The sequence below is a fragment of the Vibrio sp. R10-SG-ISO4 genome (genome assembly GCF_059834135.1).
In genome coordinates this window covers 99,219-116,689 of sequence record NZ_JCBDHJ010000020.1, presented here as the reverse complement: position 1 = coordinate 116,689, position 17,471 = coordinate 99,219, and the positions used below count along the sequence as shown (strand labels likewise).

At 48.6% G+C, this 17,471-nt stretch carries 15 protein-coding genes; 4 read left to right on the top strand and 11 right to left on the bottom strand.

What is annotated here, in order from left to right; genetic code table 11:
• Positions 1–34: 34 nt before the first annotated feature.
• Genes AC6R03_RS15390 through rppH form a run of 3 tightly spaced genes read right to left on the bottom strand, consistent with a single transcriptional unit; the run spans position 35 to position 3,602 of the window.
• Positions 35–826, bottom strand: a complete 792-nt coding sequence (locus AC6R03_RS15390; RefSeq protein ID WP_500630100.1) for a sulfite exporter TauE/SafE family protein — start codon at positions 824–826, stop codon at positions 35–37.
• Positions 827–834: 8 nt separating this feature from the next.
• Complete coding sequence (gene ptsP, locus AC6R03_RS15385; RefSeq protein ID WP_500630101.1) at positions 835–3,081, bottom strand: phosphoenolpyruvate--protein phosphotransferase; 2,247 nt, start codon at positions 3,079–3,081, stop codon at positions 835–837.
• A 2-nt stretch (positions 3,082–3,083) separates the two neighbouring features.
• Positions 3,084–3,602: an RNA pyrophosphohydrolase gene (rppH, locus tag AC6R03_RS15380; protein WP_500630102.1), complete on the bottom strand. Its 519-nt coding sequence runs from the start codon at positions 3,600–3,602 to the stop codon at positions 3,084–3,086.
• A gap of 615 nt (positions 3,603–4,217) precedes the next feature.
• Here rppH and mutH point away from each other — a divergent pair.
• Positions 4,218–4,883, top strand: a complete 666-nt coding sequence (gene mutH, locus AC6R03_RS15375; RefSeq protein WP_500630103.1) for a DNA mismatch repair endonuclease MutH — start codon at positions 4,218–4,220, stop codon at positions 4,881–4,883.
• A 7-nt stretch (positions 4,884–4,890) separates the two neighbouring features.
• Here mutH and AC6R03_RS15370 read toward each other — a convergent pair whose 3' ends face one another.
• Complete coding sequence (locus tag AC6R03_RS15370; protein WP_500627997.1) at positions 4,891–5,202, bottom strand: DUF6482 family protein; 312 nt, start codon at positions 5,200–5,202, stop codon at positions 4,891–4,893.
• Between the two features lie 143 nt (positions 5,203–5,345).
• On the opposite strand from AC6R03_RS15370, the gene AC6R03_RS15365 reads away from it, so the two are divergent.
• Complete coding sequence (locus tag AC6R03_RS15365) at positions 5,346–6,380, top strand: NADP(H)-dependent aldo-keto reductase (RefSeq protein ID WP_500630104.1); 1,035 nt, start codon at positions 5,346–5,348, stop codon at positions 6,378–6,380.
• 103 nt (positions 6,381–6,483) lie between these two features.
• Here the strand turns inward: AC6R03_RS15365 and AC6R03_RS15360 are convergent, their stop codons facing one another.
• From AC6R03_RS15360 to brnQ, 6 genes are all read right to left on the bottom strand, one after another.
• A complete protein-coding gene (locus tag AC6R03_RS15360) occupies positions 6,484–6,735 on the bottom strand; it encodes a DUF1127 domain-containing protein (protein ID WP_487901849.1) in 252 nt (83 codons plus the stop codon).
• A gap of 129 nt (positions 6,736–6,864) precedes the next feature.
• Positions 6,865–6,999 (bottom strand): hypothetical protein, encoded by a 135-nt coding sequence (locus tag AC6R03_RS15355; RefSeq protein ID WP_500630105.1) that lies wholly within the window; start codon positions 6,997–6,999, stop codon positions 6,865–6,867.
• A gap of 262 nt (positions 7,000–7,261) precedes the next feature.
• Positions 7,262–8,596: a cyclic-di-GMP-binding transcriptional regulator VpsR gene (gene vpsR / locus AC6R03_RS15350; RefSeq protein WP_334568414.1), complete on the bottom strand. Its 1,335-nt coding sequence runs from the start codon at positions 8,594–8,596 to the stop codon at positions 7,262–7,264.
• 352 nt (positions 8,597–8,948) lie between these two features.
• Entirely contained in the window at positions 8,949–10,487 is a 1,539-nt protein-coding gene (gene lysS / locus AC6R03_RS15345; RefSeq protein WP_334554026.1) for a lysine--tRNA ligase, read from the bottom strand.
• Between the two features lie 42 nt (positions 10,488–10,529).
• Positions 10,530–11,628, bottom strand: a protein-coding gene (gene prfB / locus AC6R03_RS15340; RefSeq protein WP_334554024.1) for a peptide chain release factor 2 whose coding sequence is annotated in 2 segments (ribosomal slippage) — positions 10,530–11,552 and positions 11,554–11,628 — 1,098 coding nt in all. Because the reading frame shifts where the segments join, the coding sequence is not laid out codon by codon here.
• Positions 11,629–11,789: 161 nt separating this feature from the next.
• The gene (gene brnQ, locus AC6R03_RS15335; protein WP_500630106.1) at positions 11,790–13,103 is read right to left on the bottom strand and encodes a branched-chain amino acid transport system II carrier protein; all 1,314 of its coding nucleotides are present in this window, start codon (positions 13,101–13,103) and stop codon (positions 11,790–11,792) included.
• A gap of 376 nt (positions 13,104–13,479) precedes the next feature.
• Between brnQ and AC6R03_RS15330 the strand changes: the two genes are divergently transcribed.
• A complete protein-coding gene (locus AC6R03_RS15330) occupies positions 13,480–14,196 on the top strand; it encodes a tRNA1(Val) (adenine(37)-N6)-methyltransferase (protein WP_500630107.1) in 717 nt (238 codons plus the stop codon).
• Positions 14,197–14,305: 109 nt separating this feature from the next.
• The gene (gene srmB, locus AC6R03_RS15325; protein WP_500628003.1) at positions 14,306–15,544 is read left to right on the top strand and encodes an ATP-dependent RNA helicase SrmB; all 1,239 of its coding nucleotides are present in this window, start codon (positions 14,306–14,308) and stop codon (positions 15,542–15,544) included.
• Positions 15,545–15,677: 133 nt separating this feature from the next.
• On the opposite strand, the gene prfC is transcribed toward srmB, so the two are convergent.
• Complete coding sequence (gene prfC, locus AC6R03_RS15320; protein ID WP_500626627.1) at positions 15,678–17,267, bottom strand: peptide chain release factor 3; 1,590 nt, start codon at positions 17,265–17,267, stop codon at positions 15,678–15,680.
• Positions 17,268–17,471: the final 204 nt, after the last annotated feature.

Sequence of the window (17,471 nt, the reverse complement as noted above, 5' to 3'; positions counted from 1 at the left end):
GTTCAATGAGTTCAAGATAGAAGTTGAGAGTGCGTCACAGTAGCATAGTTCCCGCAACGAACATTAAAAACAGTGCAAATATTTTTTTCAGCCTCGTGGTTGGCATACTGGTCGCTAATGTCGCGCCAAAACGAGTGGTCAACATTGAGGTGGAGGCGATCGCCACTAAGGCTGGTAAATAGACGTAGCCCAGGCTGCCCGCGGGCAGTGCTTGTGTCTGCATGCCGTTAAGAATAAACCCCAACATGCCCGAGATGGCCAATACACAGCCACAGACCGATGACGACCCGACCGCTTTTCTCATTTCAATCCCATGACGATTGAGAAACGGTACCGACAACGACCCACCACCGATCCCGGCCAGACTCGACACCACACCAATTCCCATCCCCGTCGAGAGCGTTGCCGCCTGCCCCGGCATTTCTCTCGTTTGAGTCGCTTTGAGAGAAAACAGCATTTGCAAAGAGAGCATCAGAACAATGCCTCCAAACACTTTGGGTAAGTAAGCGGCCGGTATCCACTCTGCGACGTGCGCGCCAAGAAAGCCGCCAATCACCACACCAGGCATCAGCCACTTGATGACGAACATATCGACATTACCGAGTTTAAAGTGGTTGAGGGCCGATGAACCGGAAGTGATGATAATCGACGCAAGCGAGGTCGCGAGGGCCATGTGCATGGCGATATCTGGATCAATCCCCGCCAACGGGAGTAAGAAAAGCAATGAGGGAACGACAATCAAACCGCCGCCAATACCAAGTAAGCCAGCCATCATGCCGACAAAGGCACCGAGTACCAGCAATAAGCCAAGAAATACTACAAACACTGCCTATCCTATCGTTTACCTGCGCGAATAAAGCCGGCAAAACCTTTCTGCTCAAAAAAGGCCTGCATCATAGCATAGATGTCTTTTCCATAAGCTTGTGACAGCGCATTTTGCGCCAAATGTTGCAGCTCATCGACTTGAGTATGTCTGAGGAGATATTTGATCTTAGCGACATTCGAGGTATTCATACTCAGGCTTCGATACCCCAACCCCACCATCAACATCGCCCCGATCGGATCGCCCGCCAACTCACCACAGATGCACACCGGAATGCCTAACTCATCGCAGGTACGGCAAATGTGATCCAGAGCCATCACCACCGATGGATGCATAGATTCGTAGACATCGGCCACGCGTGAGTTATTGCGATCCACCGCCAACAGGTATTGAGTTAAGTCGTTCGTCCCGATAGAGACAAAATCGACTTTCTCAGCAATCATCGGAAGCAGATAAATCATCGAAGGCACTTCAATCATGACGCCAATTTGCGGCATGCTCAGTCGCTCATCGAGCAGTTTGACTTCTTGATAAGCCCGCTCAATCAGCGTGATGGCATCATCCAACTCCTGCGCCCCTGATACCATTGGCAGCAAAATACTTAAGTTATGATGCGTCGTGCTCGCGCGTAGCATCGCGCGTATCTGCATCAAGAAAATATCGGGATGATCTAAGGTAAAACGGATGCCGCGCCAACCAAGAAATGGATTGTCCTCTTCAATCGGCAGATAGGGTAAGGCTTTATCCCCGCCGATATCAAGCGTGCGCATCACCACTCGTTTATCTGGATAACTATTGAGTACCGCTTGATACTGCTGGGTTTGCTCTTCTTCCGAGGGAAACCGGTGCTGAAGCAAAAAAGAAATTTCGGTTCGATAGAGGCCAACCCCATCAACGCCCTGATTGATGGCAATGTTGGTGTCTGCGCTCAGACCAGCATTGAGCATCACTTCCACTCGTTCACCATCCTGAGTGCAAGCCGGAGCTTGAATGGTCTGATTGACCAAGTTAGACAGCTCCGCCTCTTCGTTGACCAGCGCGCGATACTCTCTCAGTAACTGTTTACTCGGTGAAATCAGAATCTTACCGCTGTAACCGTCGACAATCCCCTGCTTACCATTGATCGCTTTGAGATTGAGGTTTACGCCCATCACGGCCGGAATACCGAGCGCACGCGACAAAATCGCAGCGTGCGAGTTCGCCGCGCCCTCTAAGGCAATCACCGCCAGTAACTTGTCTTTAGGGATAGAGGCGAGCAAAGAAGCGGTCAGTTCACGCACCACGAGGATGATTGGGCGCTCAATCAATTGCTGCTCTTTGTCGGTATTGTGCAAGAAAAACAGTAAACGTTGACCCAGCTCGCGAATGTCTTGCGCCCTTTCTCGTAGATAGAGATCCGACATGCGGGCAAAACGGTTCGAGTAGGATTCGACCACTTGTCTCAACGCCCAGTCAGCTCTATCGCCTTTTTGGATTTGCGACTTGAGATCTTTGCGCAACATGGGGTCGTTAAGCAAGTGGGTAAAGAGGTCAAAAATGGCTAAAGCGTCTTTGTTGATTTCACTATCGAGCTTTTTACGCATACGACGAAAATCGCCGAGCGCTTCTTCAATCGCCAGTAAGAGCCACTCTTGCTCTCGTTCGATATCCAGTGTAGAAGCTGGATACACCTCAGATAACTCTGGCTGAGTATCGTCCCACCAGAACTCACCAATGGCCACACCACTTGAGGCAGGCAGCCCTCGAATCGCTTGCTGCTTTTTCTCTAATCGCCAATGACCTTGGGTTTGAGCATGGGCAATAATCACCGCAAGCTGCGCCGCTAGGGTAACAAGGAAGGACTCCTCCATTTCGTCAAACTGACGCGGCGTCTTTTGCTGCACCACCAAAACACCCAACACTTGCTTACGGTGGATAATCGGTGTGCCAAGAAAGCTGTGATAAATCTCTTCACCCAGCTCGGAGAAGTATTTGAAATCCGGATGTTTGGAGGCTTCAGCGAGGTTGAGCGGCTCAGCACTGCGCTTGACCAAACCTACCAAGCCCTCTTCAAAGCGGATATGGATTTTATCCCCTTTAAAGCGCAGACCTTGAGTCGCCATCAGCTCAAGGCGCTGCATTTCTTCATTTGCAAGATAGACAGTACAACACTCCGTACTCATCGCGTTGCACGTTTGCTTAACCAATACATCTAAGGCCTGATGCACATCATCGACCTTAGAAACTTGTTCAACTATTTCCCTTAGTTGAGACAGCATGTCTATCCTCTTTTGTATTTACGTTTGCCTTTCGTCCTGCGTTCTTTGAACGGCATTGCCATCGAGGCGAACTCTTTCATTGCGCGGCGATACACATCACGCTTGAAAGAAACCACTTGTCGCACCGGATACCAATAACTTACCCAACGCCAACCATCAAATTCAGGGGAACTCCCGTGCTGCATATTGATCTTTGCTTCATCACAATCTAGCCGCAGGAGGAACCATTTCTGTTTTTGCCCGATACAAACAGGTTTTGAGTCCCATCGAACCAGCCGTTTGGGTAATTTATACCTTAACCAATGACGACTCGTTGCCACTATGGTGACATCACTCTTTGTTAAACCCACTTCTTCATACAGTTCCCGATACATTGCTTGCTCGGGAGTCTCACCGTCGTCAATTCCCCCTTGAGGAAACTGCCAAGAATGTTGTCCGTATCGTTTAGCCCAGAATACCTGACCATGGTTGTTACAGATTACAATTCCCACATTTAAGCGGTAACCATCGCCATCTATCACTGGCCACCCTCTAGTAAAATCTTTTATTACAGTGATTTTTCCACATATCCCCAATCGGAGCAAACTTCCTATTGTGACTCACACTCAATTTATGGCGTCACGCACCTACTCTGCATATTTTTCGGTCAACCCTACAGTTATTCACACAGTTGTGAGACATGGCCCACATTTATTCACCTTTTCTGTGTATAACTATGTGAAGAATCTCGGTTCAACTGATCATTTTCCCGCCAAGTCTCACCTAGCAAAATAAAACAGAAAGAACGCTACGCCACAAAATCATTTAAAAACAATGCAATAGAAGAAAGAAAGTTATTACCAATCCCTTTTTATCTGACATATTTCACGCACAACACAGATCGGTTAAAGATCCACCACAGGACACTTTATCCACACAAGCAAGGTGTAAAATAACAACAACCGCAGAAATCAAGCCTAAAATAGCCCTCAAACCCCTGTTAATTGATCCAGATATTAAAAATATTGCTTAGTGGCGATGAAATTCTGTGGATAAGTCTATTTAGTAGGATCTTTCACCACTTGGGATCCCAAGCAAGATTTCATCGCTCGAATGGATTCGATACAATGTCTCACCAACCTTAAGGAATCGTATTGATGAAACCAGCCCCACACTCCGAGCAAGAACTGTTTGAACGAGCCAGTGAAATCGCAGGACTCACTGTTGCAGAACTCGCCCAGGAAGCCCAGATGACGGTGCCGGAAAATCTACAGCGTGATAAAGGCTGGGTCGGTCAATTACTGGAATGGCATTTAGGCGCTACCGCAGGCAGCAAACCACAGCAAGACTTTGAGCATCTCGGGATTGAACTTAAGACCATTCCCATCAGTTATAGCGGTAAGCCACTGGAAACCACCTTTGTTTGTGTCGCCCCTTTAACGGGAGTGCATGGTTTAACATGGGAAAACAGCCACGTAAGAAACAAGTTATCACGGGTACTGTGGGTGCCGGTTGAGGGGGAACGAGAAATTCCACTGGCAGAGCGGCGTGTTGGCTCCCCGCTTTTGTGGTCGCCAAGTGTCGAAGAAGAACGTCAACTGCAAGCGGACTGGGAAGAGCTGATGGAGATGATCGTACTTGGCCAAGTCAGCCACATTACCGCTAAGCACGGTGAAGTCCTGCAAATCAGACCGAAAGCCGCCAACAGTCGAGTCTCAACCGACGCCTACGGCGCAACAGGAAAACGCATCAAGACGCTACCTCGCGGCTTTTACTTGCGTACGCAATTTACCGCCAACATACTCGCTCGTCATTTTATTTAGCGCCAGCTCAATGCGTCGTGAGCGACAACGCCACATCGTGAAAACGAGGTCCACTGCCCGAGCCACACTCATCATAGGTGTTGTGCAATCTTAAGTAGGCGCGCTCAACACCGAGTTTCAACAGCGCCTCTCTCACCTGCTCTATCGAATCAAAATGAAGGGGGTCTTCTCCTTCTCTGATGGGTTCGAGCTTATGCTTGTATTCCACCGCTAACAAGTATTGCGATACATCGGAACATCCGATAACGAACACCTTGGGCGGCTGATAACTCTCTTTGTGATCGCCGTGGATCCATTTATCTAACTGAACTTTTTGCATCGCGCACCTTCATCCCTTAAAGACCTGGATCTCTTAAAGATAGTCAAGACGCAGAATTTTGCGAAATTGTTAATAAACCCTATATCCACCAGCCACACCTTGCCCTATATTGGAGTTATCTCCACTGGAAACTAGGAAGGTTCATGCAATACAACAAGTTACCGTACTCATCTCTCGAAGTCAGTCAGATTGCTCTTGGAACCATGACCTTTGGTGAACAGAACACAGAGCAAGACGCATTCAGTCAGCTAGATTATGCCTTAGAGCGTGGCGTCAACTTTATTGATACCGCCGAAATGTACCCGGTACCGCCCAAAGCGCAAAGCCAGGGGTTAACCGAAACCTATATTGGCAACTGGCTCAAAAAATCAGGTAAGCGTGAGAAAGTCATTTTAGCGACCAAAGTCGCCGGTCCACGTAGCGTGCCTTATATCCGTGACAACATGAGGCTCGACTGGCGTAACATTCACCAAGCCATTGATGATAGCTTGCAGCGTTTGCAAACCGACTATGTCGACCTGTATCAAATCCACTGGCCTCAGCGTCAGACAAACTGTTTCGGTCAGCTCAATTATCCTTATCCGGATCAGCAGCAGGAAGTCACCCTGATCGAAACCCTAGAAGCCTTGGCGGAATTGGTCCGGGCAGGAAAAGTACGCTATATCGGCGTCTCTAACGAAACACCTTGGGGAGTGATGTCGCTGCTCAAACTCGCAGAGAAGCATGAGTTGCCACGGATAGTTTCGATTCAAAACCCCTACAATTTACTTAATCGCAGCTTTGAAGTCGGTCTTTCTGAAATCAGCTATTTCGAAGGCGTGCAACTTCTGGCCTATTCCCCGCTCGCCTTTGGCTGTTTGAGTGGTAAATACCTTGATGGTGCCAAACCTACAGGCGCCCGTTGCAGCTTGTACGAACGCTTTGTGCGCTACTTTACGCCACAAGGGATCGCCGCCACACAGGCATACGTCTCGTTGGCACGTGAACACGGGCTGGATCCCGCGCAGATGGCATTGGCTTTCGTTAATCAAAGGCCGTTTGTCGCCTCCAATATTATCGGTGCCACCAGCCTGACACAGTTGAAATCCAATATTGACAGTCTCGATATCACTTTAAGCCCTGAACTGCTTGATGGCTTGCAAGCGATTGGTATTCAATATTCCAACCCTTGCCCATAAGGGCGTATTCACCACACTGGCGTACAAACGTAAAAACCGACCTTCACGGTCGGTTTTTTGCTCGATTACAGGGGCTGACGGTCATCACCGCCAGCCCCTAAGGTTACGTCGGTATTCGCGCACTCAGCACACGACGAAGATGACGAATACGGCGCTCGGCTTTGACGTGGGCAGGTTCACTGAGGCCAATCGGACGACCATCGCTTTCCAAACCAATATCTCTTAGCAGGTGCGCGTTCTCCCATGGGATGTGGTGCGCACTGCGTCTGATTTTTCGTTTCCAAGCTCGCTCTTCACGGCTCAAGTCCGCTTTAACAAGTAGGGTAGCAAGTTTTAGATATACAGAATGACTCATGAGAAATCTCCAGTCTATACGTTGCTGGGGAAACACATGGAAGCAAAAATGAGGAAAGAGTCGTGTGATCCATCACTTTTAATTCGCTGCATTTCCGCAGCCAATTAAAAGAAAAAGGATACGGATACGTTATTGTGTGCGGGCCGGTTTTCGGGCGATATCAGACATAGATAGGGTGTGAGACCAATCTGTCATGATCATCGCGGTGCTAACGGCGTCAGAGGCACAAAGGGTAAACACAGGTGTCATGATGAAATGTGTCATTGTGCGCCTCCTAGCAAAAATAAAGAATCCGTTGGGTGTGTAGAGCGTTGAGCTCATGGTTAAATTCTAACCACCAAGGATGATTAATCAACCGATTTATTAATGGAAAGTTAAAAACACGTTTTTCAACTGAATCATGTTTTTATTCTCCCTGAATATAAGATATTCAAACTGTGAATATCTTATAGATGGCAGATCCTGTTGAGCCAATAGCAAAAAGCCATGCAATCGAAGCATGGCTTTTTATTTACAAAACAATCAATTAAACAGTCGCGTCACTGATCAAATTATGTTTGTTTAACAAACGATACATAGTGGCACGCGATACACCCAATTCTTTGGCCGCCATCGACACTTGTCCCGAATGGGATTCAAGCACCAACAACAGCGCATCGCGCTCACTTCGCTCACGGATACTTTTCAAACTTCGTTTACCGTCGGTGCGTTTAGGGAGATCCAATTGCTGATCGTCTAGCATCACACTGTCGGACATCAGCACCACGCGCTTAATCTGGTTCATCAGCTCCCGCACGTTACCAGGCCAATGGTAACGAGTGAGCTCTCGCAACGCCTCTTCAGTAAAACTGCGCGCTTGGGCGTTGTATTCCTTAGAGTACTCCTGCAAGAAATGACGCGCCAAAATCGCAATGTCTCCGGCACGCTCTTTTAAACTCGGAACGTTGATGCGCAGCACATTGATGTAATGATAAAGCTCCTCATTGAAGTCTCCATCAATCAAAGCTTTCTCGATATCCGCTGAGTTCGCCGCAAGGATCCTCACATCGACTTCTTTTGGGCCCTCTTTGGTTTCTATCGTCCCCTCTTGCAAGAATCTCAGTAAGTTCACTTGCTGAGATTTGGGCAAAGTGAGAATGTCGTTCAATAACACGGTTCCACCATGGGCTTTTTCCAGCAAACAAGGTTCATCACTGTCATGACGTTGAAGACCAAACAGATCACTTTCAATTCGACTTTCAGACATGGCTCGACAATTGACGGAAACAAACTCTTTGTTGGCTCTTGAGGAGGTCTTGTGTACCGCTCTGGCCACCGTTTCTTTGCCCGTGCCATTTTCACCGTAAATCAGAATGCTGACATCGGTAGGCCCGATGCGTTTAATCTGATCGCGTAGGCGTTTGACTGGAATAGAGTCACCAATCAGCCCCATATCACTATTGTTGCCGTAGTAAGGCCACACCTTTTGCTCAAGCTTGAGCATCCCTAATTGGTGACCTATGGTGCTGAGCAGTTGCGCATCAGGGATCGGAGCGGTGAAAAAATCAATACAGAAGTTGACGATAAACTGACAGATGGTGTCGGAGCTCAACTGTGACTCACGAATAAAGGCGAGCCAACGCACCTGCTTATGATTGCTCACCAAATTCGCAATACCATTGAGACTAAACTCATCATGACTTAAATCGACAATACCGATACAAGGTCCGGTTTCGTTAAATAAGCTATCGGCTTTTCTTAAATCCGCGACTTGGGTACACCGCCAGCCAACTTGTTCCAGCACTGACAACCAGGGCTCATACGTTCCTCCTACGACCACTAACGATCCCGGAACGGAATCCATGCGGAATTGATTTCCCATGACGCTATTCCTTATCACTATTATTCTACTACTGTGCCACTGCTATCGGCGGTTTCGCCAGCGGTGAGTAAGGCTGGATGGCAAATATATAAGAGGAACAATCTCGCCCCTTAAGACCATTCAAATAACACCCACTCATCGAAAATGCGACACTGGTTAGTTACATTATAGAGACTCTCGCAGAGTGTCTGTCTTAATGTTAAGACTATTCAGATAATGCCACATCTTACATATGAGCTTGAGATACAGATCTAAAAAACATTCACATAATTTATTACTCTTTCTCTTTTCACCTTAGCCAGACATAAAAAAACCACCCGAAGGTGGTTTTTACCGTCAATCGCGTATCCGATTAAGATTGCGCTTGCGGACGCATGGCTGGGAACAGAATCACGTCACGAATCGTGTGCGTGTTGGTAAAGAGCATCGCTAGGCGATCAATACCAATCCCTTGGCCCGCTGTGGGTGGCAAGCCGTGCTCAAGTGCCGTGATGTAGTCTGCATCGTAATACATGGCTTCATCGTCACCAGCATCTTTCGCATCCACTTGCGCTTTAAAGCGTGCGTCTTGGTCTTCTGCATCGTTAAGCTCAGAGAAACCGTTCGCCACTTCACGGCCGCCAATAAAGAACTCGAAACGATCAGTAAAGAACGGATTGTCATCGCTACGGCGAGCCAGAGGCGAAATATCCGCCGGGTAACCGGTAATAAAGGTTGGCTGAATCAGTTGAGGTTCAGCCGTTTCACCAAAGATCTCTTCAAGTAGCTGACCACACGTCCAGAACGGTTCAACATCAACGTGAACAGATTTAGCAATCGCGACCATTTTCTCGCGATCTTGCAGATCCGCTTCTGTTAGTGCTTGGATCTCAGCGTGATCTGGGTTGTAGTGCTTGATAGCTTCAAACATACTCATGCGAGCGTACGTACCACCAAACTCTACCGTCTCATCACCGTAAGGCATTGAAGTAGAACCAAGAACATCCATTGCCACTGTACTGAGCATCTCTTCAGTGAGATCCATCAGATCTTTATAGTCAGAGTACGCTTGGTAGAATTCCATCATGGTGAATTCTGGGTTGTGACGTGGCGAGAGACCTTCGTTACGGAAGTTACGGTTGATCTCAAATACGCGATCAAAACCGCCCACAACGAGACGCTTCAAGTACAGCTCTGGCGCCACACGTAGGTACATGTCGATATCCAACGCATTGTGGTGCGTCACGAATGGACGAGCGGTCGCACCACCAGGGATGACGTGCATCATTGGCGTTTCCACTTCAAGGTAGCCTTTTGAGCTCATGAAGTTCCGGATCGCAGAAACAAGTTTAGAGCGAATGATAAACGCTTGGCGTGAATCTTCATTGACAATCAGGTCAACGTAACGCTGGCGGTAACGCATCTCTTGGTCAGTCAGGCCGTGGAATTTCTCTGGCAGTGGACGAAGCGCCTTGGTCAGCAATTCGTATTCTTCCATATTCACGTAAAGATCGCCTTTACCGGATTTATGCAGCGCGCCTTTAACACCGATGATGTCACCAATATCCAAACCTTGGTATTGCTCTTTAAGGTGCTTTTGTACGTCTTTTGCCGCATACGCTTGAATACGGCCAGATGTCTCTTGAATCACAAGGAACGGACCACGCTTAGCCATAATACGGCCAGCAATCGCCACCACGTGGTTGAGCGCTTCTAGCTCTTCCTTGCTCTTCTCACCGAACTCTTTTTGTAGATCGCCCGCTAGTGCATCACGACGGAAGTCATTAGGATGGCCATTTGCCTTGCAGCTCTTGCGGATAGCGTCCAGCTTCGCGCGGCGCTCAGCAATTAGCTTGTTTTCTTCAGGTGAAAGGACGTCTTGTTGATTTTCGTTTTGAACAGCATCAGTCATTTTCGATGTATCCTGTTTCGTTTCTGAGTGTCGGTGAAAAGCTTACAGGCCTGATTTCAGGCTAGCTTCAATAAATTTGTCTAGATCGCCATCCAGTACCGCTTGTGTATTGCGGTTTTCTACCCCGGTACGCAGATCTTTAATGCGCGAGTCATCTAGGACGTAAGAACGAATCTGGCTGCCCCAACCAATGTCAGACTTCGCGTCTTCGTTGGCCTGCTTCTCTGCATTCTGCTTTTGAATCTCAAGTTCAAAGAGCTTAGCGCGCAGCTGCTTCATCGCCTGATCTTTGTTCTTGTGCTGAGAGCGATCGTTCTGACATTGCACGACCGTGTTGGTAGGTACGTGAGTAATACGTACCGCCGATTCGGTGGTGTTAACGTGCTGACCACCCGCACCGGACGCACGGTACACGTCAATGCGCAAATCCGCAGGGTTAATGTCGATATCGATATTGTCATCAATCTCTGGGTAGATAAACGCAGAAGCAAACGAAGTATGGCGGCGGCCGCTAGAGTCAAACGGCGATTTACGGACTAGACGATGCACGCCGGTTTCAGTACGAAGCCAACCATAAGCATACTCGCCAGAGATTTTCACCGTCGCGCCTTTCAAGCCCGCCACTTCACCCTCTGACACTTCGATCACTTCGGTTTTGAAGCCTTTGGCTTCTGCCCAGCGCAAGTACATACGCAGCATCATCGACGTCCAGTCTTGCGCTTCAGTACCGCCTGAACCAGATTGCAGGTCGATATAGCAATCAGACGCATCGTGATCGCCAGAGAACATACGACGGAATTCAAGCTGCTCAAGCTTCGCTTCTAGTTCCGCAAGCTCGGGTTCGATTTCATCGAAGGTTTCTTGATCGTCTTCTTCGACCGCAAGCTCAAGTAAACCATCAACGTCTTCAACCCCTTGGTCGAGCTGATCAATGGTTTCCACGACAGCTTCTAACGCCGCACGCTCTTTACCTAACGCTTGTGCGCGCTCAGGTTCGTTCCAGACATCTGGTTGTTCCAGTTCTGCGTTGACTTCTTCTAGACGCTCTTTTTTGGCGTCATAGTCAAAGATACCCCCTCAGGACTAAAGTGCGCTGAGACACGTCCTGTAAGCGGTTTTTAATTGGATTGATTTCAAACATGTTTGCTCAACATTGATGAGTAGAATTTAACCGAAGAATTGTACTGAAAAGTGTGACGAAGATACAGGAATTTTTTGAACAGGACTGGCAGTGCGCCATAAACAACAATCCCTTGTCACACAGGGTATGACAAGGGATTCAGCGCAAAGAAATACGAGCGGTTAGGCGTTGTCTTGTGCCAGTGACGTTTGCTCAGATTGGCCGATGAACATCATGCACACCATCGTCGCCGCCGTTGGCAGCAACCAGCCCATGCCGACATCAAAAAGCGGCAACATGCTCAGTGCTGACATATCCAACCCTGCCACCTTAGCGGCATCAATAAGCGCAAACAGCAAAGCAACAAGAATCACCACACGATATGCCATAGCTGGATTCGCGAGCTTGCTACGCATAAAGGTCAACGCAATCAGAGCAATAGCAACCGGGTATAGCGCAAACAGCACAGGTACTGAAAGGGCAATCAGTTGAGCCAGGCCGACGTTCGCCACCACAGCACACGCCACACCATTAATGATCACCCACTGCTTATAAGAGAGCGGAGTGAGCGAGCTGAAATAGTCAGAACACGCAGAGATAAGGCCGATCGCCGTCGTCAAACACGCCAGCAACACGATGACAGAGAGAACCACTTGACCGTACGGACCAAACAGCGCTTGAACATACAAGCTTAACACTACACCACCATTGTCCGCTCCTGCTGCAACTGCAGAACTGGTCGCGCCGAGGTAGAAGAGTGAGATGTACACAAACGCAAGTCCCACAGCGGCAATGCAGGCTGCACTGATCAGGTATTTTGAGGTCGCTTTTTGTGAAGTGATGCCTTTTTGGCGCAGCGCATCAACAATCAACACCCCAAACATCAAGGCGCCAAAGGTATCCATGGTGTTATAGCCTTCCAGAAATCCTTTTTGCAATGGGTGAGTTAAATACTCACCTTGCGCCGCTAAAATCTCGCCTTGAGGAGCAATAAAGACCGCACCGGCCAAGACAATCAGGCCAATAAACAGCGCCGGCGTCAGCACTTTACCAATCACATCAATCAGTTTGCCTTGAGACCAAGCAAAGAACACCGCAACCGCAAAAAAGAGAATGGAGAACATGGTCAACTGCATTTGCGCGGCGTCAGCCAAGAAGGGTTTGATCGCCATCTCGTAGGCAACCAAACCAGTACGAGGAGCCGCGAACGCTGGGCCGATAATGACGAAAATCAGTACCGCCATCACCACAGCAGCGCGCTTTGGCAAATGCTCTGTCAGATGATCCCATGAACCACCGGCTACGGCGATCGCAATGATCGTTGCCAGTGGCAAACCGACAGCCGTCGCGAGAAAACCCATCATTGCAGGGAACACATTGTCGCCTGCAAACTGACCGGCAATCGGTGGAAAGATGATGTTACCCGCACCTAAAAAAAACGCGAACAGCATGAAGCCGAGCGCAAGAATATCTGTGATTTTTAAACTCTGATTCACGAGAGAACCTTCTTATACTTCTGTTCCCAATGCGACTATGACGGCAGTATCGAGTAAACTCGACTACCCCATAACCTGATGGGAGATATCGATGTTGTGAATGGAGAGTGATGTCATTGACCCACTCAATCTTTAAAATAAGGCGCGCATGATGAACAAACCGTGTCGCTTTCGCAACCGAATGGCGAAAAACACCATATAAATTTAGAGTACACTCAGATATACAGCAGTAATCACTAGTTGGAGAGGGAAAATTGGACTTTAATACCGTTCGAAATCACCAACAGCACCACAACAATAAGAACAAAAAACCATACACATCATTAACAACCACTGAAGTCACCACCATAACATCCAATGACAACATAAGATTCCAATGACCATCAAAGCCACTAAAGCGTTTTCATTTAAACAGTTTTCTATTCAGTCTGGACAATCTGGGATGCCCGTCAGTACCGATGGTGTCATGCTCGGCGCGTGGGCGCAGATAGAGAGCGCACGTCAAATACTCGACATCGGCACTGGAACGGGGCTACTGGCCTTAATGTGCGCCCAGCGCAACCCAGATGCACAGATATGCGCGATAGATATTAACCATCACGCCATTTGCGCCGCGCAAAGTAATTTCAGCGCCAGTCCGTGGAACAGCAGGTTACTTCTTCTTCAAGGTGATATCCTCAGCGCCGAACTCCCACTCTCCTTTGACGCGATTATTTGTAATCCTCCCTATTTTACTAATGGCGAGTCTGCAAAAGCCCCCGCTCGCGCCATCGCAAGACATGCGGATACATTGGCACACGAACCTTTATTGCGACGATGTCAGCAACTGCTCGCGCCTCTTGGCACCGCCAGTTTCATCTTGCCTCAAGTGGAAGGGGAAGCGTTTATCGAGTTAGCGCAGAATATGGGGTGGTCGTTAAGAAGGCACTGCGAAGTGCGCACCACAGCCACCAAACCCGTCAGTCGCTTGATGTTTGAACTGCAACACACCGCAGGTGAGTGCCAATATCAATCACTGCAGATCCATGACGGAGCTGAGTACAGCGAAGATTTTGTCACCCTGACGAAAGCGTTTTATTTAAAGATGCCGTAATTAAGGTGTGATCCTTATCACCAAAGACACTATACTATGCGACCTTTGTTATCCCTGAGGTCAAAATAAAGGGATAAAAACCATTTCGTGCGCTTGTGGAGAGACCAGAGTGATCAAAAATTTTGCCGAACTTGAGCTAGACAACAATCTACTCGAAGCCATCGAAGAGATGGGTTACAGCCGCCCAACCCAGATTCAGGCGGAAGCAATTCCACACGCCCTTGATGGTCGAGATATTCTCGCGTCTGCGCCCACAGGAACAGGCAAAACAGCGGCGTTCGTGCTACCCGCTCTGCAATATTTGCAAGATTTCCCACGCCGTAAACCTGGGCCTGCACGCGTGCTGATCTTAACGCCGACACGTGAACTGGCAATGCAAGTGGCAAATCAAGCGCGCGCTTTAGCAAAAAACACCAATCTCAACATCTTCACCATTACTGGTGGCGTTCAATATGAAGAGCACGCCGACATTTTGAAAAAGACCCAAGATATCGTTGTTGCAACCCCGGGCCGCTTAATGGAATACATCAATGCGGAGCGATTCGATTGTCGAGCAATTGAATGGTTAATCCTCGATGAAGCGGACCGAATGCTCGACATGGGCTTTGGTCCAACGGTTGACCGCCTTTCAAATGAATGTCGTTGGCGTAAACAAACTCTGCTCTTTTCTGCCACGCTCGAAGGCAGAGGTGTGGAAGGCTTCACTGCTGATCTATTGACGAACCCAGCAGAAATTGATGCCGAGCCATCACGCCGCGAACGTAAGAAAATCGCTCAATGGTATCACCGTGCGGATGATATGGAGCACAAACTGGCGCTACTCAAAACCATTCTCACCGAGCAAGCTCAGCGTAGCATCATCTTCTTAAAAACCCGCGAACGTTTGGCGGACTTACGTGGCGAACTGGAAAAAGCGCAGATCCCTTGTGCGTGGATCCAAGGCGAAATGCCACAAGATCGCCGCAACAACGCCATTGCGCGATTCCGCGATGGCACGGTCAACGTACTGCTCGCCACCGACGTTGCCGCGCGTGGTATTGATCTGCCGGATGTCAGCCATGTGATCAACTTTGACTTGCCACGCAGCGCAGATGTTTACCTGCACCGCATTGGCCGTACCGCACGCGCAGGCAAAAAAGGCAACGCAGTCTCACTGGTGGAAGCGCACGATCAACCCATGATGGATCGCGTCGCTCGCTACGTGAAAGAAGAGATCAAAGAGCGCTTTATTAAAGAGTTACGTCCAAAACACAAAAAACCCGTGTTTAAGAAAAAGAACAAGAAAAAAGACGACAAGAAGAAAAGCGTCACTAAAACGAAGAAAAAGAGCACCAGCAAGAAAAAGTAAGGCTATCGCTTAGATATACGGAAAAAGGGTTGATGCATAGGCATCAACCCTTTTTTATCGTCGGCCTTCACGGCTCTGCGTAATGAAAGCCGCTGATTACCTCAGCAACTTTTGCCAGTCTCAAAGCGTGGTATTAGTGCTCACGAGTGGCACGGAACTCCACATCCGGGAAGCGCTCTTTGGCCAGGTTCAGATTAACCATAGTTGGTGCGATGTAAGTTAAGTTGTCACCGCCATCGAGGGCTAAGTTGACTTGGTTCTTGCGCTGGAACTCGTCGAGCTTCTTACCATCCTCACACTCAACCCAACGTGCAGTCGCCACGTTAACCCCTTCGTAAATCGCTTCCACGTTGTATTCCGCTTTCAAGCGCGCAACCACCACATCAAACTGAAGGACACCGACGGCGCCTACAATCAAGTCGTTGTTCTGCAAAGGTCTGAATACCTGCACGGCCCCTTCTTCTGAAAGCTGCACTAAGCCTTTGAGCAACTGCTTTTGCTTAAGAGGATCTTTCAAGCGAATACGACGGAACAGCTCAGGAGCGAAGTTTGGAATACCCGAGAACTTCAGTGCTTCACCTTGAGTAAAGGTGTCACCAATTTGGATGGTGCCGTGGTTATGGAGACCGATGATGTCACCTGCGTAGGCGTTTTCAGCGCGAGAACGATCGCCCGCCATGAACGTCACCGCATCCGAGATGTTCACTTGCTTACCAAGACGAACGTGGTTCATCTTCATGCCTTGCTTGTATGTCCCCGACACGATACGCATAAAGGCGATGCGGTCACGGTGTTTCGGGTCCATATTGGCTTGGATTTTAAACACAAATCCACTGAAGTTCTCTTCTGAAGCCTCAACTTTACGCTCATTGGCTTCACGCGGCATCGGTGCCGGAGCCCACTCAGTCAGACCATCAAGCATATGATCAACGCCGAAGTTACCTAACGCGGTACCGAAGTACACAGGCGTTAATTCACCGGCAAGGAACAGCTCTTGATCAAACTCAGGACAAGCGCCAATGACCAATTCGAGCTCTTCACGCAGTTGCTCCGCCAATTCGCTGCCGACAGCTGCGTCTAGCTCTGGGTTATCTAGCCCTTTGATGATGCGCTGCTCTTGAATCGTGTGGCCTTGGCCTGTTGCGTAAAGAATCGTTTCGTCACGGTGAATATGGTAAACACCCTTAAACTCTTTACCGCAGCCAATCGGCCATGAGATTGGTGCGCACGCCATATTCAGTTCGCTTTCGACCTCATCCAGCAACTCCATAGGATCACGAATATCACGGTCAAGCTTGTTCATGAAGGTCACGATTGGGGTATCACGTAAACGCGTCACTTCCATCAGCTTGCGGGTACGATCCTCGACACCTTTCGCGGCATCAATCACCATCAGACATGAGTCAACAGCGGTCAGCGTACGGTAGGTATCTTCCGAGAAATCTTCGTGCCCTGGGGTATCGAGAAGGTTGACCAAACATTCGTTGTACGGGAACTGCATCACAGAGGTGGTCACGGAGATGCCACGCTCTTTTTCCATCTCCATCCAGTCTGATTTGGCATGCTGAGCGGAGCCGCGTCCTTTCACCGTACCGGCGGTCTGAATGGCGCGTCCGAACAACAACACCTTTTCAGTAATGGTGGTTTTACCCGCATCGGGGTGCGAGATGATCGCGAATGTTCTACGTTTAGACACTTCGCTTAGAAATGGGGTATTTGACATGAACAGGTCTTCTTAACTATCTGTAAGCCGTTTTTCTCGGTCATACCGAGCCTAAACCACTCTGGGTTCGATTCTATTTTGCGCGGTATTCTCGCTTATATTGATGCAATCAGCAACTTCATACAAAAAGATGAATTGAAAAGTCACGCTTTTCGTCGATAGATTAGATTATCAATAAATATGAGCTATAACTTAAGAAGTACA